The sequence below is a fragment of the Sphaerospermopsis sp. LEGE 00249 genome (assembly GCF_014299995.1).
GTDB lineage: Bacteria > Cyanobacteriota > Cyanobacteriia > Cyanobacteriales > Nostocaceae > Sphaerospermopsis > Sphaerospermopsis kisseleviana.
In genome coordinates this window covers 40,154-57,080 of sequence record NZ_JACJUZ010000029.1, presented here as the reverse complement: position 1 = coordinate 57,080, position 16,927 = coordinate 40,154, and the positions used below count along the sequence as shown (strand labels likewise).

General features: G+C 38.2%; 18 protein-coding genes. 6 read left to right on the top strand and 12 right to left on the bottom strand.

Annotated elements, in window-relative coordinates:
- Positions 1-128 precede the first annotated feature (128 nt).
- The gene (gene rdgB / locus H5968_RS12035) at positions 129-707 is read left to right on the top strand and encodes an RdgB/HAM1 family non-canonical purine NTP pyrophosphatase (RefSeq protein ID WP_187040148.1); all 579 of its coding nucleotides are present in this window, start codon (positions 129-131) and stop codon (positions 705-707) included.
- 33 nt (positions 708-740) lie between these two features.
- Here the strand turns inward: rdgB and H5968_RS12030 are convergent, their stop codons facing one another.
- The 5 genes from H5968_RS12030 to hetF form a co-directional block, all read right to left on the bottom strand.
- Complete coding sequence (locus H5968_RS12030) at positions 741-1,841, bottom strand: hypothetical protein (protein ID WP_187040147.1); 1,101 nt, start codon at positions 1,839-1,841, stop codon at positions 741-743.
- Between the two features lie 96 nt (positions 1,842-1,937).
- Entirely contained in the window at positions 1,938-2,261 is a 324-nt protein-coding gene (locus H5968_RS12025) for a HigA family addiction module antitoxin (RefSeq protein WP_187040146.1), read from the bottom strand.
- 114 nt (positions 2,262-2,375) lie between these two features.
- Complete coding sequence (locus H5968_RS25125) at positions 2,376-2,558, bottom strand: hypothetical protein (protein WP_222620660.1); 183 nt, start codon at positions 2,556-2,558, stop codon at positions 2,376-2,378.
- 255 nt (positions 2,559-2,813) lie between these two features.
- Complete coding sequence (locus H5968_RS12020; RefSeq protein WP_187040145.1) at positions 2,814-3,152, bottom strand: P-II family nitrogen regulator; 339 nt, start codon at positions 3,150-3,152, stop codon at positions 2,814-2,816.
- A 222-nt stretch (positions 3,153-3,374) separates the two neighbouring features.
- Positions 3,375-5,867: a cell division protein HetF gene (gene hetF, locus H5968_RS12015; RefSeq protein WP_187040144.1), complete on the bottom strand. Its 2,493-nt coding sequence runs from the start codon at positions 5,865-5,867 to the stop codon at positions 3,375-3,377.
- Between the two features lie 1,593 nt (positions 5,868-7,460).
- Between hetF and H5968_RS12010 the strand changes: the two genes are divergently transcribed.
- Positions 7,461-7,784 carry a thioredoxin family protein gene (locus tag H5968_RS12010; protein WP_096571840.1) on the top strand — a complete coding sequence of 108 codons (324 nt, stop codon included), beginning with the start codon at positions 7,461-7,463 and terminating at the stop codon, positions 7,782-7,784.
- Here H5968_RS12010 and H5968_RS12005 read toward each other — a convergent pair.
- The gene (locus tag H5968_RS12005; protein WP_096571839.1) at positions 7,771-8,001 is read right to left on the bottom strand and encodes a hypothetical protein; all 231 of its coding nucleotides are present in this window, start codon (positions 7,999-8,001) and stop codon (positions 7,771-7,773) included. The genes H5968_RS12010 and H5968_RS12005 overlap by 14 nt on opposite strands.
- Before the next feature lie 361 nt (positions 8,002-8,362).
- Positions 8,363-10,213 (bottom strand): S8 family peptidase, encoded by a 1,851-nt coding sequence (locus H5968_RS12000; protein WP_187040143.1) that lies wholly within the window; start codon positions 10,211-10,213, stop codon positions 8,363-8,365.
- A gap of 123 nt (positions 10,214-10,336) precedes the next feature.
- On the opposite strand from H5968_RS12000, the gene H5968_RS11995 reads away from it, so the two are divergent.
- The 3 genes from H5968_RS11995 to H5968_RS11985 all read left to right on the top strand — a co-directional run bounded on the left by H5968_RS11995 (position 10,337) and on the right by H5968_RS11985 (position 12,574).
- Positions 10,337-10,768 carry a hypothetical protein gene (locus H5968_RS11995; RefSeq protein ID WP_096571837.1) on the top strand — a complete coding sequence of 144 codons (432 nt, stop codon included), beginning with the start codon at positions 10,337-10,339 and terminating at the stop codon, positions 10,766-10,768.
- Positions 10,769-10,904: 136 nt separating this feature from the next.
- Positions 10,905-11,738, top strand: coding sequence for a bifunctional hydroxymethylpyrimidine kinase/phosphomethylpyrimidine kinase (gene thiD, locus H5968_RS11990; RefSeq protein WP_187040142.1), 834 nt, complete (start codon positions 10,905-10,907; stop codon positions 11,736-11,738).
- 89 nt (positions 11,739-11,827) lie between these two features.
- Positions 11,828-12,574, top strand: coding sequence for a hypothetical protein (locus H5968_RS11985; protein ID WP_187040141.1), 747 nt, complete (start codon positions 11,828-11,830; stop codon positions 12,572-12,574).
- Positions 12,575-12,694: 120 nt separating this feature from the next.
- Here the strand turns inward: H5968_RS11985 and H5968_RS11980 are convergent, their stop codons facing one another.
- From H5968_RS11980 to H5968_RS11970, 4 genes are all read right to left on the bottom strand, one after another.
- Complete coding sequence (locus H5968_RS11980) at positions 12,695-13,498, bottom strand: type 1 glutamine amidotransferase (RefSeq protein WP_187040140.1); 804 nt, start codon at positions 13,496-13,498, stop codon at positions 12,695-12,697.
- A gap of 156 nt (positions 13,499-13,654) precedes the next feature.
- Positions 13,655-13,882, bottom strand: a complete 228-nt coding sequence (locus H5968_RS25120; protein ID WP_222620659.1) for a putative toxin-antitoxin system toxin component, PIN family — start codon at positions 13,880-13,882, stop codon at positions 13,655-13,657.
- Positions 13,882-14,082, bottom strand: coding sequence for a putative toxin-antitoxin system toxin component, PIN family (locus tag H5968_RS25115; protein WP_222620658.1), 201 nt, complete (start codon positions 14,080-14,082; stop codon positions 13,882-13,884). The genes H5968_RS25120 and H5968_RS25115 overlap by 1 nt, the downstream gene beginning before the upstream one ends.
- Entirely contained in the window at positions 14,079-14,348 is a 270-nt protein-coding gene (locus tag H5968_RS11970; RefSeq protein WP_187040139.1) for a hypothetical protein, read from the bottom strand. Before H5968_RS11970 ends, H5968_RS25115 begins: the two co-directional genes overlap by 4 nt.
- A 271-nt stretch (positions 14,349-14,619) precedes the next feature.
- On the opposite strand from H5968_RS11970, the gene H5968_RS11965 reads away from it, so the two are divergent.
- Positions 14,620-15,393: a hypothetical protein gene (locus H5968_RS11965; RefSeq protein ID WP_187040138.1), complete on the top strand. Its 774-nt coding sequence runs from the start codon at positions 14,620-14,622 to the stop codon at positions 15,391-15,393.
- 90 nt (positions 15,394-15,483) lie between these two features.
- Here the strand turns inward: H5968_RS11965 and H5968_RS11960 are convergent, their stop codons facing one another.
- Positions 15,484-16,821 carry a Mur ligase family protein gene (locus H5968_RS11960; protein ID WP_187040137.1) on the bottom strand — a complete coding sequence of 446 codons (1,338 nt, stop codon included), beginning with the start codon at positions 16,819-16,821 and terminating at the stop codon, positions 15,484-15,486.
- Positions 16,822-16,927: the final 106 nt, after the last annotated feature.

The window sequence follows — 16,927 nt, the reverse complement described above, 5'->3', positions numbered from 1 at the left end:
GGACTGGGGACTGGGGACTGGTGACTGGGAAGAATCAAGTCAAAAGTCAAAAGTCAAAAACTCTGTTCCCTATTCCCTATTCCCTATTCCCCATTCCCTATTCCCCATTCCCTATTCCCTAATAACCAATGACTAAAACACTCGTAGTAGCTACAGGAAACCCCGGTAAATTGCGGGAAATGCAAGCTTATTTAGCTGATTCTGGTTGGGAATTAACCTTAAAACCAGCAGATTTAGATGTTGATGAAACTGGAGAAACTTTTGCAGAAAATGCTTGTTTAAAAGCTTCAGAAATTGCCAAAGCTACAGGAAAATGGGCGATCGCTGATGATTCTGGTTTAGCTGTAGATGCCCTCAATGGCGCACCTGGTGTATATTCTGCCCGTTATGGTAATAGTGACGCAGAAAGAATTGGGCGATTATTACGGGAATTAGGAGATACCAAAAATCGTCAAGCTCAGTTTATCTGTGCAATAGCAGTTGCGAATCCTCAAGGAGAAATAGTTTTACAATCTGAGGGTATTTGTAAAGGTGAAATTCTCTATGAAATTCGTGGAGAAGGTGGTTTTGGTTATGATCCGATTTTTTATGTCCCAGAAAAACAGTTGACTTTTGCCGAAATGTCACCAGAATTGAAAAAGTCAATTAGTCATCGCGGTAATGCTTTGAAAAATTTAGTTCCTCAGTTGGTGAAGTTGCAGGGTTAAGAGGGTTTTTGGGGGCTAATTGTTTCATCTTCTTTACCCAATTTCATTTTCAGACTTTTTATCCCACCCTTCAGGTAAGAAATAATTTATAATATGTTCAAACATCCTCTTGTGTATAACGCTACATATTATAAAAAGGATTTGATGTTCGCCTGAGAATTTTTGTTGATGCTTCTGTTCAAAAAAAGTCTTTATTGCTTTGTGTTCTGAAAATATTTGATTTAGTTGGTTAAGTTCTTTTATAAAAGATAGATGAAACCCAAAAACTTTTGCACATATATCATTAACTTGAATTTCGTGTTTATTAACATAACTACCCAAAATATAATCTAAAAATTCTTTTATAAAATCAATATCTGTTTGAACAGATAAAAAATCTAATAGCCATCCTACTGAATGTTGATAAGCTTTAAAAACTTGTACCCCATATTCCCCATATTCAAGTTTATCTATTGTTTGTTGCTTTTTTCTACAAAATTCCAGTAAAGGATCAAAAGGAGGTTTTTTCGTTATTTTCTTTTTATTGTACATCCTCAAGCCGTAGTCATAAATAGATACAGCAGTTTCTAGTTGAGGGTCTGAATTAAACAAATGTTTAAGTTGTCTTTTGTATAAATTTATCTCTTCAGTTAATTCCTTGATTCTGAATTGACAATATTTTTTGATTTCTTCAGATTTTATATATATAAAACTAGCATTTAAAGGTTTTCCGTTTATAGAGGCAGCAGTAATTAATTTATAACTTAAATCCATAAATGAATTTACATACTTAATTAAAACTGTATTGTATTTACAAAAATCTGTCAAACGGGCATCATTGTATTTTTTAAGTCTCAAGATAAGATTTTGTTTTAAAAGTTTTAAGTTTTGTTCTTTAGATTCTGTATTCTTTATTTTTTGATTTTTTTTATTAGGATTAGTTTTTACTCTAAAAGGGCATTTTTCTTGAAAATCATTTTCTGCCTCACGGTGCTTAAAAAAAGCAGATACAATTTTACCATATCTTTTATGTTCTTTTACTAAGATCAAATCAGTTTTACAATGTGGACACTGGAAAATACCATTATAGTCTATAGGTTTCATTTCAGATGCAAAAACATGAGTACCAGTGCTTATATAACGTGCTTTGTACATATTTGAAATTTGAGATTTATTAATGCTTTGCTTAGTAATTTACTGTAATATTGTCTGAAAAAAACTATCCGGCAAGAGTTGAAAACTTGCTACATTTTAGATTGTAACTTGCATATTCCCAGTGGATATCCAAGGAGAAATAGTTGCTTTAATTTCTTGACCAATTTTTTGTTCAGCTAGTTTGAGTTCATAATTTTTCTGCAAATTCATCCAAAATTCAGCACTCATACCAAAAAATTGTCCTAAGCGTAAAGCGGTATCAGCAGTAATTGATCTTTTACCATTAATTATTTCGGTAATGCGATTTTTGGGTACATGAAGTAAACGAGCTAATTCACTTGCACTTATTCCTAAACTTATTCCTAATTGATGCAGTTCATCAGCTAAAATTTCTCCAGGATGAATGGGTGGACGTGCCATATAATTATCCTTCAGTGATCAATGGAGACATATTGTAAATAACTCCTTTAGTATAGCCGTACACAGAGTATTTAGGACATCAATTAATTATGAAACTCTGACTACCACAGGGTTTTACTCCTGACTCCTGACTCCTGTACGGGCGAAGTAGGGGCGAAGTAGGGGCGAAGCATTCGGAAAATAGCCTGTTGATAAAATTGATAATTTGTTGCCCGAATGCTTCGCCCTTACGACTCCTGACTCCTGACTCCTACTACATAGGGTTTGCTGAATAAACCTAAAACCTTGATATATCAAAGGTTAGAGGCTGATAAACACAGAAATTAGTGCAAGGGTTTTGAAGGGTATACCGGAAAAAGTGTGCATTTTTTGGGATTTCAAGAGATGGCAAAGAAATTTTCAAATCTCCTCCTGACTCCTGACTCCTGACTCCTGACTCCTATGCCCTCACGGAAAGACTTTCTCAGCAAACCCTACATAGCACAACCAAAGCATAAAAGGCGCTGCTGAACAAGAAAATTCAACAACGCCCAATTTATACACCTTCAAAACTTACACAGCTTCGGTGTTCTTTTCCCCAGTCCGAATCCGTATAACCTGTTCAACAGGGGAAATGAAAATTTTACCATCACCGATTTCACCAGTACGGGCGGCGGAGATAATTTTATCAACCACCATATCGACTTGGTTATCTTCTACAACAATTTCCAACTTCAGTTTTTGTAAGAACTCAACGGTATATTCTGAACCCCGATAGCGTTCAGTTTGACCTTTTTGCCGTCCAAAACCACGGACTTCCGAAATTGTCATTCCCACAATTCCCGCATTAACCAAGGCAATTTTGACCTCATCCAGCTTAAATGGACGAATAATGGCTTCTACTTTTTTCATTTTTTTCAATTCCTAACTTCTCAGAGCGTTGTTTATATATCTAACCAGATTCGTTGTCTAAAGCTGTAAATCAAGCTCTACTTATTTCCCATGAGTGTTATGTATTTTATAGCAACGGACAAGACGGTAGTTCACTAACTGTTAGGGCAGCTTGACGTAAGCTACTTATCAAACTTAGACACCAAAAAGCCTTCTGTCCTATTACCAATCACCAATCACCAATCACCTCTTTTCCTGTTCTTGCAGCAGTGATCGCCAATCTGCGATCGCCTGATCTGTCCACAGCCAATTTTGCGCTAATTTATCCACTGTAAACTTAACAGGTTCATTCTGAATTACCATTTGACGCAGTTTAATTGCTTCTTTAATATATTGTCCTTGTTTATTAGCAGATTGATTATTTGCAGATTTATATAAACCCAAAGCTAATCCTGCATAAGCTGTTAAAGCCTCTGAAGGCATGATAGTATTAGCGTCTGGAGTTGCAATCAAGGTTGTATTCTGATCTTTAAGTGCTAAATTCACAGACTTAAACCACGCATCATTAGCCCGATTCAAATTTCCCTCTGCATAGTAAGCAAATCCCAAAGCATTGTTATACAGAACCGAATCAGGGCGATCCCGCACAGCAATTTCCCAATAACGACGGGCATCATCAATACTGTATTTTGTATTTCTCGTTTGGGCAAATTGCCAAGCCAATCGTCCACGGAAAAAATTCACAGACGGATCTTCGCTTTGTTTAGCAGGAATCAGTGCTAAAGCCGTATCTGCTGATTCTAAAGCCCCACGATTGAGTAATTCTGCCACAGCGTCTAGCCCAGCCTGTAAATTACCTTGGCTCAATTCTGCTGTAGCTTTAGCAGTAACAATACCTGTTGATGATTTTTTTAAATCAAAGGGTGTTGTTTTTGGCTCAGGAACAGTCGGAATAGGAATAACTGGAATTTCAGGAACTACAGACTGGCGCTGATTCCACCACCAACTTAAACCAATGATCACAGCCAAAGCACTTGCGCCCAAAATGCCTAAAATTGGCCATGGCCGACGGCGACGTGGTTGCCGAAAAGATGGTAAAGGTATCTGTTGATAATTTACCTGATTACCTTCAACATTATTGGACGCATTATTGGGCGCATTATTGGGCGTTGTTGGAGTTGGTTTATCTCCCCAAAAATCAAATTCCTCTTCCTCTTTTGCAGGTTGCTGTTCATGAAGATGATTTTCGGAGACTGGGGTCTCTAGTTCCGCCTTCATGGGCGTTTCGTCAGTTGGCGCTTGTTGATTCCCCAACTGGCGAAATAAATCCGCAACAATCGTTGAATCCTCATCATAACCGGGGTGATCATAATCTATTTCATCCATGAGATCCCCCCAAGTATCATCCTCCAGCCAATCTAACTCAGAAGGCTCTCTTGCCAACTCAGAGGACATCATCTCTTCCAGAGTTAAAGGTATTTCCAAATCATCTATCGCCGCCGCATACATGGCATTAGTAGATGCTCCCACAGGAGGCTGATAGTCGTTGAGGAACTCCGAACTAGCAGATAAACCTAGTTGCGGTCTCAGAAAACCCTCAAATTCCCGATGCAAATACAACATCGGTAATACCCAGTACATCTGGTGAGAACCATAGGCAGAAATTAAGCCCTGACGCACCCGACTCACACACAGATCCAAAGGATAGCCTTGGCTTAAGTTGCGGTAAAACAACTGTGTCAGCGTCAGCGCCACTTCATCGGGAATCCGTTCTGACATTGCCAAAACGCTACTAATCCCTCTTTTCACCAAACTTTCCGTTAAGTTACGTTCTCCTGTATCCCCAGAACCATCAGACTTTGCTCTATATGCTCCCAAACAAGAGTTAAACACTGCCATTTGGATATTATTATTCACCAGCAACCCGGCTAAATCATCACCACTGAGAGTTTCTGTTAACCCAGTTCTGCGACTAACTAAATATATTTCCCCCCCATTAGCACCCACATTACTATGACCAGAGTAGTGAAGAACATGATATCTTCCCTGTTCTAAAGCTTGGGTTAACTCTTCTCTTCCTGGTTGATCCAAGACAGTCAATTCAATTTCTGGCAGATAAATACCATTTTCCACAGAGCGGGGGACTTGGCGATGCATTTCTTCTTGTAGTTTGATTGCTTCTTGTTTGAGCAAATCCAGACGGACTTGATCTGTAGGAGAAGAAATCACCATTAACACTCTTATTCCGCTTTCGTCCTGTGGTGTGGGTAGGTTGCGTGTTGGTAATCTTGATGTGGAAGGAATTCCACTTTGATAACGGGAAAAAGCGATATAAGGACCGGTGGCTAAGGGGCGATCGCCTGCGTGCATCACTTCCCACGGCAACCGCGCTAACCGTGTATCTTTTAATCCCAAACGCAAGCGCAGTACCTGTTGTTGGTTCTGGGCAATGCCTTGGGCAGTAATCCAACTATCTCTGAGAGTGCCTTGAAACAGTGCATTATATAATTGTTGACCCAGTGCCACCAAGTTTACAGAGTTTCTGGCTATAGCATCCCCCTGTAGCACTGACTGTAAAGGGTCATTCATTAAATGTCCTGCGGCCGCTAACCACTCAGCCACAGGCCAACTCACCAGTTCTTCTGCCAATGGCACCCCAGGTGCGACTTGTTCCGTCCGCACCAAGTAGTCATTTTGCCCTACTGGAGTCACGGAAATATGAAATTCCTGGGTCACAACTTCTCCTGTTTGCCTCCTAAAATCCGGTTTTCACCGTAAAAGTTTCTAGTGTTTTCTCTCTAACTGATACTTTAGAAGCATCTTGCCGAGGAATGTTTCTGTTTTCGGGTTGTTTCGCCTTAAAGTGCTGGTACAACTTTATCCGGATTGGATTACTTCCAACTAGAACACTTTATTGGTAGATGCACCTTGATCTTCAACTCCCCTGGTAGGTTAACACCTACTGGGGGTTTTCTTTTCAATTTTGGCAAAAAAAGCAATGTTTGACCCAAGAATTTCTGCTCAACTGTATAGAAAATCAAATCCTGATAACTAACTCCCCTACCCAGCTACTAGCCTTATGGATTTTTTCGGTAAGTGACAAGCACCTACATTTGTTGAAATTTATCCGGAGCATAGTGCATTAAATGAGAACGTTTAGATGGTAGATGCACCCTGATAATTAATCTCCCCTATTTGGTTCACACCAATGGGGGTTTTTTATTTGGTTGACAAGGATCAATCATGTAAATACAACCCAATTTTCCGGAAATAATATTAAAACCAATGAACATTTAACCAGTAGATGCACCCTGATAACTAATCACCCCTGGTTGGCTAACACCGCTAGGGGTTTTTTATTTAATTACCAAATATCAATCATGAAAAACCAACCAAATTTTCCGGAGTCTGACATGAAAACCAAGAAGATACAAATTAGTAGATGCACCCTGATAACTAATTTCCCCTGGTTGGCTAACATCAATTGGGGGTTTTTTATTGGTTTCAGAACCCATCAAACCAGAATTTATAAACAATAATAATGATGCACTTCAATTGTTCCGGAGGATGGTGTGAAAACCAAGAAGAACCAAATTAGTAGATGCACCCTGATAAATAATCTCCCCTAGTTGGCTAACACCACTGGGGGTTTTTTATTCAAAAATAAAAACAAACTTCCAGGAACAAATTTATCCGGACGATGGTTCTGTACCTGGGAACATTAAATTGGTAGATGCACCCTGATAACTAATCGCCCCTAGTTGGTTAACACCGATTGGGGGTTTTTTGTAGACAAAAGCGAGTTGTCCGCCACAAGTGCTTTTCTCTTCTTTTGTCTACTCAGTGTTGGCTTCCAGTTTACTCCTGTTTGCTGCCAAATGCCAAGCCTAATTTTGTAATTCCTGTGATTTTATTTTCAGCTTCAGCCCAAGTTCAGAATGATTATAGCGATATATAATAGGAATCTTAATAATTTTTATATAATTCATGCCTGTGTGATTTTCTAGATATCTGTTAACATTTTATGACATAAGAGGAATCCGGTTTGATTCCCAACATTATCGGTAGAGGCAGTGAACAGCGAACAGGGAACAGGGAAAAGGGAACAGTTGTAATGATTTTCTTCAAACATCAAATGGGACAAGTTTTGCCCAAAATAACCAAGCTTTACGAAAAACCTGATTCATACTGTATTCTAAAAACTCATTAAGTTGTACTTGTAGCAAGATTCAGTAGGGGCAAACCCCCTGTGGTTGCCCTCTTTCATGATAAATTGATGTCCTAACCACTCTGTCCACGGCTATAACATTAAGAAAATCCCAGAGACCAATGAGTTTAGCAGTGATTAAGTTCTCTTCTGAAGATTGCGGCATCTGCCACAAAATGTCTTTTTATGACAAAAAGGTGTCAGAGGAACTAGGTTTGCAATTTATTGATGTGAAAATGCAGGATACGGCAACTTATCGTAAATATCGGAAAATTCTGCTCACCCAGTATCCTGATAAATCGGAGATGGGATGGCCTACCTATATTATATGCAATTCTCCCGAAGGTGAATTTCAAATAGTTGGTGAAGTCAAAGGTGGACATCCCAAAGGCGAGTTTAGAAGTCGTCTTCAGGCGGTTTTGGACACAGCAGCTAGTCAGAATTAATTATTTCAAAAGATTCTACCTGTAAAACAGAACCAATCATAGCGGTGGTCATGATGTCATCGCGTATTTTTCCTGTAATTGAAACTTTTTGACCGGACTTGAGCAAATTTTTGTCAGCACTTTTAGGAATTTCGTAAGTAACACCATCATCTGTAACAAAAGCCCAAGCGCCGAGACCAATATTTCGGCGTTCTATTTTGCCTGTAATTGTGATCATAGGAGTCAGGAGTTCAAGGAGTCAGGAGTTCAAGGAGTCAGGAGTTCAAGGAGTCAGGAAACCAAGGAGTCAGGAAACCAAGGAGTCAGGAAACCAAGGAGTCAGGAGTTCAAGGAGTCAGGAAACCAAGGAGTCAGGAAACCAAGGAGTCAGGAGTTCAAGGAGTCAGGAGTTCAAGGAGTCAGGAAACCAAGGAGTCAGGAGTTCAAGGAGTCAGGAGTTCAAGGAGTCAGGATATCAAGGAGTCAGGAGTTCAAGGAGTCAGGAGTTCAAGGAGTCAGGAGTTCAAGGAGTCAGGAGTCAGAAATCATAGAAAGTTTTTCTTCACTGTCACCTGTCACCTGTCACCTGTCACCTCTTCCTAAGCTGGTTGTTCGTCGTTTTTCAATGCTAAACGGGCTAGTCCGTAGCACAGTAGGGCATTGACAAGTAAGAAAATGCGGGCTAATGTACCATCTCCTAGACCCCAAACTGCGGGGTCATAAATGGCACTGACTATTAAACAGGCTGCTACACCAAGGCTAGAACCTATGGCAAACCATTTCCAGTTGGGATGTCCTAATAGCAATGCTATTAAAAGCATGGGAATTAATACACTGGCAAAGAGGGGATTTAAAGCACCTGTTCCTTGTATACTGTTGCCTAGTTCGGGTATGGAACTACCCAAAACCCGGAATGGCCACTGGGGAAGGTCAAAGATATAAATTCCTTTGAGGAAGAATAAACCAGAACTACCAAATATTAAACCACTGGATAAAGACCAACTCCAGGAGAAGGGGAAGTAAACCCGTAAAAACCAAGCGAGGAGATAAGAACCTACTACCATTAAAATTTTCGGTACTAGGGCAACAACGCCACCATCTATCCAAAAGCCGGGGTTGATGTAGCCGTTATCCCTTAACCACCGGAAAAAGTCGTTAAAGCTAATTTGTCCTTCACTAGCAAGTTTAACTGCGGCTTCGGCGTTAAGTTGTCCAGCGCCATAATAGTTTAATGCGTCCTCTGGTATGACTCTAGCTGACTGTTTGAGGACTTTTAAAATTTCCTCTGGGTCTGTAACTCCGGCTGCTTTGACTAATGCTGCTACCCCTGCGACGTGGGGGGCGGCCATACTTGTACCTTGCAGTCCTAAAAATACGCCTTCGCCGTTTTCGTTGATGGTTTCTTGGAGTATTGCACCTGCATCACTGCCACCAGGGGCGGAAATGTCTACTCCTGCACCAAAGTTAGAATAGTCTGCTTTTTCCCCGTCGGGTCCAAAGGCGGAAACACCAATGACGTGAGGATAACGGGCGGGATAACTAGAACCGTCGGTGCTTTCGTTACCTGCGGCGGCAACGATTACCACACCTTTTCTGTGGGCGTATTCGATGGCTTCTTTCATTAACTGGCTTTCGCCACCACCACCTAAGCTCATGTTAATGACATCTGCGCCGTTGTTGGCGGCAAATTTGATGGCTTCGGCAATGTCGGCTACTGTTCCACCACCATCAGCACCTAATACTTTTAAGGGCATGAGACTTGCTTCGTAGGCAACTCCAGCTACACCATATTTATTGTTGGTGGCTTGGGCGACTGTACCGGCTACATGAGTTCCATGTCCGTTGTCGTCTTGGGCGGTTTCGGTGTCGTTTACAAAGTCGTAACCTTTGACTATTTTGGTTTCATACAAGTCCCGGACTTTGGTGATACCTGTGTCAATGACTGCAACTGTTACACCGCTGCCTTTGGTGCGTGTCCATGCACCTTCTACGCCAATTTTGTGCAAATTCCATTGTTTGCTGTAATATTGGTCGTTGGGACCTGTTAAGGAGGTGCTTGGTTCTTCATCGCCATCTTGAGGACGGAGAAAGTCTCCTAACCAGGCTGTTTCACCAATGGGAACTGCTTGATAAATATAGTTAGGCTCGATAAATTCTGTGTTTTGGGCATAAGCTGATTTTCTCAGGTCTTTTAACCGTTGGCGATCGCCTTTGATAATATACACATTATCAGCCTCTGAAAATTGGTTATCCAGTTGGGGTGTAACGTTATATTGTTGAGCGATCGCTTGTAAGTCTTGCTTTATGACTGTTGCTGGTAAATCTTCCCGAAAATCCAGTAATATTGTCTCAAATTCACCTTTGGTTGCCAATCCCTGAAAATTCAGGTATCCGAATACGGCAGCAACCAAGCCGATGACAAACAAGCACAATAATATAAGTCTTCTCATATCAACTCATCGCTTTTTGTCAGTTTGCACACTACGATAACTCATATAGTGGTATTTTTGGGACAGTGGAGACTAGAAAAAATCTAGAAAAAATTACGAATTACTAATTACCAATTACGAATTATGGAACGTGGTCTTTTATGGTTGCCTTTGTTAGGCGCATTTTTCTGGTTAGCCTGGCAAGGTTCCCAGGAATATCAGAAACTAGAAGCTTATAAAATTTGGGCAGAACAGTTTGAACGGGCTAAGTATGATATTTATGCTGTACTCGCTCAAAAAGGTAATGATATCACTTGGGGAAAACCTACTACTAAAGGACCTATTCAACTGCAAACTTTTAGTTTATTAGATGTTGAAAAAATCAGCTTGTTGGTAAATGATAAACAAGTGGAAATGGAAAATCCTCCCTTAAAAGGTCGTGTGATTGAGTTAGAATTTGTATTTTCTGAATCTGCTAAATCAGTACGAGTTCCCTTTACAGAAATTCCTTTAGCAGCAGAATGGGCTAAATTTTTGCAGGGATTTCTGGGAAATTTACATTCTGCAAATGAGTAAATTTTTATATTGTTAATAGACTTGTCCGAAAAAGATGTAGGGACAATTCATGAGTTGTCCCTACGAATGGGTTTCAGGTTATGTATATTTAATTTCCGGAGATGTCTAATGTTGTTAAAATTGAGAGTTAATGTTAATGACTACCAATAAAAAAACAAATCAAAAATTTATACCTGTAGCTTTAACTATAGCTGGTTCGGATAGTGGTGGTGGTGCGGGTATTCAAACAGATTTAAGAACTTTTGCTTTTCACTGTGTTCATGGTACAAGTGCTATTACTTGTATTACAGCCCAAAATACTCTAGATGTGATCCGGGTTGATGCCATGCCTTCAGAGGCTGTTATAGCACAAATTCGGGCGGTAGTTGAAGATATTGGTGTGCAAGCTGCAAAAACAGGAATGTTGCTAAATCAAGAAATTATTTCAACTGTAGCGCAGGAAGTCAGAACTTTACAAATTAATAATTTGGTGGTAGATCCTGTCATGGTATCACGGACAGGAGCGCAGTTGATTGATGATGATGCGGTGAAAACTTTACGTGATGAATTGATTCCCCAAGCGGCTATTATTACACCAAATCGTTATGAAGCGCAGATTTTAAGCGGGTTGGAAATTGTTTCTTTGGAGGATATGCAAATTGCTGCCGAAATTATACATAAAAATTTAGGTACAAAAGCGGTTTTAGTCAAGGGTGGGGGAATGTCTGGAGAGTTGAGAGGGGTGGATGTTTGGTTTGATGGGGAAAGGTTGGAAGTTTTGAGGACGAAACAGGTAGAAACGAAAAATACTCATGGTACTGGTTGTACTTTATCTGCTGCGATTACTGCTAATTTAGCTTTGGGTAAAGATTTATGGAATGCGGTACAAGAAGCTAAGGAATATGTGACAACTGCACTTACTTATTCTTTGGATATTGGGAAGGGAAGTGGACCTGTGGGACATTTTTTCCCGTTGTTGGAAAAACGTTAAAAATTGGTTGAAACTTCCTCTCCGGGATAACTTTACTCTGATAGTATATTTTGTTAATCTAAAAACCTAATTTTTATACCAATATGCAGATGAGAGCAACTACCCCTAATGTTCATACTAAACCACCGACTCCCAGATATTCCCCGTCTGTACCTGTTTCGGTATACCGGGAATTAGTTGCAGAGTTACAAGCAGTACAAGCTAAGTTAGATGTAGTCACTAACCACAATCAAAAATTATCCCAGGAAAATCAACAACTGCGTCAAGAAATTAACAAACTTGTTCAGTCTTGTTTAGAACTGCAAAAGTTAATTGACTCTTCTGCACCAAGTTCTCATGCACCAAGTTCTCAAACTCAACCTAGTACACCAATTTCTCACTCTACTCCTCAAAATCATGCTTATGTAAACAATACACAAAATAATGCACAAAACAATAAACCAAATAATCAAACTATACCTATAGCTAATGCAAATGTAAAAAATACTTCTAAACCTCAACCCAAAGGCCGTAAAAAAATTGAGGGAAAATTACCTAAAAAGAAGATGGTGAAAACAGCACCTTCCCCACGTCAACCAACTCCTAAACCACCGAAAAAAGTCCGTCGTGAGGTTGTTTCTGTACCTGTGATGGATATGAATTTTCCGGTATCAGAACCCATGTATATAGAAGAACAAGAAGTACATTATTATTTACCCCTAGAGTCTGAGTCTAGGGGGTTGAATGGTTGGTGGTTATTTTTTACTATTGTGTTTATTATGATTGGTGGGTTTAGTGCGGGTTATTTGATTGTACGTCCTTTTTTACAAATTCAAAGTCAAAATAGTAATCAGTAGTCAGGAGTCGTAGGGGCGAAGCATTCGGAAAATAACCTTTTCATAAAATTGATAATTTATCGCCCGAATGCTTCGCCCGTACAGGAGTCAGGAGTCATTTGTGATCTAACGGAAATGATATTAAACTTGAATCTTAGTAACACTTGGTAAGTTCACTTTTAAACGGTGAAACATTGCTTCTCTACCTTGGATTGCTAAGGTATCATTTAAAGGTGTCAGTTTAATTTCTTGTTGATATTTTAATTTTAACGCTGTTTGAATTAACCAGTCTGCAACAAAGGGATTTTTTGGTAATAAAGGACCATGTGAATAGGTAGCGATCGCATTTTTATAAAACGCTCCTTCTGTACCATCTTCTCCATTATTACCTAAACCATAAACTACTTTTCCTAAAGCTTCTACTTTCCCTAATTTTGTTCTTCCTCCGTGGTTTTCAAACCCGACTAAATAAGGTTTTGTCCCTATCATTGCTTCTAGTTCTTGCGCGAGTCGGGAAGCGGTAACTTCTATAACTAAGTTACCTATACAACGTTTAGTATTTTCTCCTGGATGAATGGAAACTAAGTCTAATATTCCTAAACCTTCTATTCTTTGTCCAAAACCAGGTTCGTAATAATGTCCTAAAAGTTGGGGAGAACCACAGGTGAAAACTCCTGGTGTACCGTTTTCAATTTGATCTCGCATTGCGTCAGCTTTTGCACCTTGTAAGTCACGCATGACTATTTCTTGTTGACGATCTTGCGCTCCTCCACCAACAATTATATCTACTGATTTTATATCATCTGCGGTGGCATTTTGATCTAATGGTAATACTTTAACATCATATCCCCGCCACTGAGCGCGTTTTTCTATGGTAATGACGTTTCCTCTGTCTCCGTAGGTACTCATTAATTTGGGATATAACCAACCAATTATTATTTCCATTGTTTTACAGTTATGTTTATTTTGCGTTTTATGTTAACTCATTTTTGGGAGTTTTCAATATTTTTTAGATAATTTGTTTGGTGTTTATAGGGTATGATAGGAACGAACCGATCCAGACGCAGAGGACGCAGAGGAATTAAGTTTGATTTTTCTTATTCATGAAGATGTGAAATAAGTATTTAGAAAATCCGCAGGTGTCATAATTAATATTTCTGCAAATTTATTCAATACTAATAAGTCTTGATCACCTGTAATTAAAACTTCAGCTTGAGCAGATACAGCAGCAGCTAAGATATGATAGTCTTTCATATCTCTTAGTTGGGATATATCTATATCTAGGGAAATATTAGGACATTTTTCACAAAACCCTTGAGTTATTGACATTAAATATTCAATTGTACGATTTTGCTTTTTATTTGACCTTGGAATTTAGGACGTTTTACAGTATTCTCTAATTCTTCTAATAAGGATTGAGAGACAAAAATAGTTAACTGTTTCTGTCGAGAAAGATGTAAAATACCAGATGGTACACCTCCCCACAGTAAAGCTGATATCCAAACATTAACATCAAGAACAACTCTCATTTCTTACCCCATAATTCTTGTCTAACCTCTTTTACAATTTCACTAATTTCTTCTAAAGTCGGTTGTTCTGGATCTTGTTCTAATTGGTCTAGTTCTTCCAGAAATTTATCTAAATCAACTGTTGAGTTAGATTTTTTTTCTAGAATAATAGACCTTTCTGTTACAGTTATTTCATACTCTGATTCAGGTTGCAACTGCTGTAATATTTCTGGGGGAATTTCTAGTTTTCCTTCTGAGGTGACTTTGGCAATGAGTTTAGTGGTCATTTTTTACTCCTTTGCTTTTTTATGTAGCTTCTATTGTGATTAATAATATTATAGTTCTAAGTCTAAATGATTATAACATAAATATTACACGATTGGGTAAAAATTCCTATTCGGTAGTTACTTGAATTTACAATCTTGCTTTTTCATTGTTTTACACCCTGTCATAATTTTTATTTGGGTTTATTTAGTATTTTACGTAACAGTTTTTTTGAGCATTTTGTCACCATAATCACAAGTTATCTTGATAATTCTCCTCAAAGGTAAATCATCTATGAAACTAATTGAAACTCCCAATTTAACAGTAATTTCTGGTGAAAATGCGGTTTCTATTTCTCAACTACCCTTTATTTGGCAAAATATCGCTGACGGAAAAGCAAATGTAGGGTTTAAAAATCCCGATGTTTATGTAAAAATGGCGCAGTTATTTCAATATAAACTCGCGCAAGGTGATGTAGATTTATTTGATGAACGTCCAGAGTTAGCTGGTTTTAAATCAGCGTTTTCTCAGTTGTTTGGAAAGTTAGCTTATGAAACTTTGGAATTTTACGGAAATGATTTTTTAAAGGATCAATATCCAGATTTTCAACAAATTTTAAAAGATGTGAAATCTCAAGGTTTATCTCATGAAGTGAAAGTTGCTTTAATTGGAATTGACCTTTTTAACGAGTTTGGATATGACTTACCTGCAAGTTTTTATCATGTGCATTTAGCACCAATTTACAGAGATCATGTATTTGAAGAACGCGCTTTAAGATTTGACAAACGAGATATTGAACATAAACGTTCTTGGGATGCAATTTTACATTCAGGTAAAGTTTTTGCAGTGCAAATGAAGGTACAAAGTATTGCTTCAAAATACGGTTTTACCTATCATCACGGTTGCGGTTGTAATTCTCATTTATCTTCTATTGATATTTCTGAGGGAGAGTTTAATTATGAATTATCTCCTGAAAAATATCAACGTTGGATTAGAAGTTTTATTTGGACTGCTTGGTATGAATATGCTTTCTTTCAAATTGTGCCAAATACCAGTTATTTAGTGTAAATTTATTTAGAACCCCGACTTTATTCAATAAGTTGGGGATCTATTTTATTTGATGTAAACCTTCAATTGTCAATTGTCAATTATCAATTGTTAAAGAATTTTCCTCCCAGTCAAAACTTCCCGCACTTCTAACATTGCTGAATAGGTAGGAAGAATGTGCAAAGTTTCATTTTTCGGTGTATGTTCTAAAGCAATGGTGATAGCTTTCTTTAAATCTGATTCAACAATTAAGTTAATTTTACTGTCAATAGATTTCTCGCTATAACGTAATCTTAACGCCATATCATACACGCGATCGCCACTCACTACCAATGTTCCACCTCTTTCTACTAATTTTTCTGTATCCACATCCCAGATCCAAGATACATCTGTTCCGTCAGGTGTGCGATCGTTCAAAACCATTAATGTAGTTTTATCTGTACTTTGAGTAACTACCCTAATAGTTTCATTTGTTCCTACAGGGTTTTTAGATAACAAAATCCTCACTTTTTTACCATCTATTACCAAATCTTCTGCACGTCCAAAAGCTGCTTGAAAATTATTAATTGCTTCTCTAATTTTCCCTTCTTCAACTCCTAATTCTTTTGCAGCAGTAGCAGCAGCTAAGGTATTATATTTATTGTATAAACCTACAAGAATTTGTGACCATTCACTACTTTCTAAACTGGGTTGACTCTTACTAAACCCACAACTAGGACAGGAGAAATCTCCTAAATGGGATAAATAAACCCCTTGATACTCTAAAGAATGTCCACATTTGGGACAATAAATAGAATCTACTGCATGAGGAATTGATTCTAAATAATTCTCTGGTTCATTTAATCCAAAAAATAGCACTTTTTGATTTAACTGTTGACCTAAATATGATAAAGTTGGATCATCAGCATTGGGAATAACTACAGTTTCTTCTGGTAAGGTGGAAATTACCTTAGTCCATTTTTTACTGATAGTGTCAACTTCTCCATATCTATCAAGTTGATCCCGGAATAAATTTAAACAGATAATAATTTTTGGTTGTAAAGGTTTTAAAACCTTGGGAACGATATTTTCATCAACTTCTAAAATTGCATAGTCAACATTTAAAGCACCTAATAAACTGGAATTTTCTATTAAAGCAGTCGCTAAACCATTCTCTAAATTTGCACCAGTAGAATTATGGGCAATTTTGTAACCTGTGCGTTCTAAAATCGTACATAATAACAGCGCGGTTGTGGTTTTTCCATTTGTACCCGCAATTAAAATTACACCGTTTTTAACTTGTTGACTCAATAATTGTAAAAGTCTGGGTTCGATGCGTCGCGCAATAGAACCTGGTAATACACTAGCAGCACCAAGACGCAAAGAACGTACTAAAAATGTCACACTTTTAGCAATGGATACTGCTAAACCCAGTTTGACTCTATCTATAAGTTGTATTTTCTTTCCCACAGCAGTTGTTAAGTAATGTCTTTATTTACAAAATTAATTTTGTCAGTTTAGCTAATATTGGTAAAAAATACCAGTCATTTATAGCTATCAGTAGTTACTTATCAGT

Excerpts from the sequence above, each read along its gene's own strand:
- rdgB (WP_187040148.1), top strand. The coding sequence starts at position 129 with ATGACTAAAACACTCGTAGTAGCTACAGGAAACCCCGGTAAATTGCGG.
- H5968_RS12030 (WP_187040147.1), bottom strand. The coding sequence starts at position 1,841 with ATGTACAAAGCACGTTATATAAGCACTGGTACTCATGTTTTTGCATCT.
- H5968_RS12025 (WP_187040146.1), bottom strand. The coding sequence starts at position 2,261 with ATGGCACGTCCACCCATTCATCCTGGAGAAATTTTAGCTGATGAACTG.
- H5968_RS12020 (WP_187040145.1), bottom strand. The coding sequence starts at position 3,152 with ATGAAAAAAGTAGAAGCCATTATTCGTCCATTTAAGCTGGATGAGGTC.
- H5968_RS12010 (WP_096571840.1), top strand. The coding sequence starts at position 7,461 with ATGAGTTTAGCAGTGATTAAGTTCTCTTCTGAAGATTGCGGCATCTGC.
- H5968_RS12005 (WP_096571839.1), bottom strand. The coding sequence starts at position 8,001 with ATGATCACAATTACAGGCAAAATAGAACGCCGAAATATTGGTCTCGGC.
- H5968_RS12000 (WP_187040143.1), bottom strand. The coding sequence starts at position 10,213 with ATGAGAAGACTTATATTATTGTGCTTGTTTGTCATCGGCTTGGTTGCT.
- H5968_RS11995 (WP_096571837.1), top strand. The coding sequence starts at position 10,337 with ATGGAACGTGGTCTTTTATGGTTGCCTTTGTTAGGCGCATTTTTCTGG.
- thiD (WP_187040142.1), top strand. The coding sequence starts at position 10,905 with ATGACTACCAATAAAAAAACAAATCAAAAATTTATACCTGTAGCTTTA.
- H5968_RS11985 (WP_187040141.1), top strand. The coding sequence starts at position 11,828 with ATGAGAGCAACTACCCCTAATGTTCATACTAAACCACCGACTCCCAGA.
- H5968_RS11980 (WP_187040140.1), bottom strand. The coding sequence starts at position 13,498 with ATGGAAATAATAATTGGTTGGTTATATCCCAAATTAATGAGTACCTAC.
- H5968_RS25120 (WP_222620659.1), bottom strand. The coding sequence starts at position 13,882 with ATGTCAATAACTCAAGGGTTTTGTGAAAAATGTCCTAATATTTCCCTA.
- H5968_RS25115 (WP_222620658.1), bottom strand. The coding sequence starts at position 14,082 with ATGAGAGTTGTTCTTGATGTTAATGTTTGGATATCAGCTTTACTGTGG.
- H5968_RS11970 (WP_187040139.1), bottom strand. The coding sequence starts at position 14,348 with ATGACCACTAAACTCATTGCCAAAGTCACCTCAGAAGGAAAACTAGAA.
- H5968_RS11965 (WP_187040138.1), top strand. The coding sequence starts at position 14,620 with ATGAAACTAATTGAAACTCCCAATTTAACAGTAATTTCTGGTGAAAAT.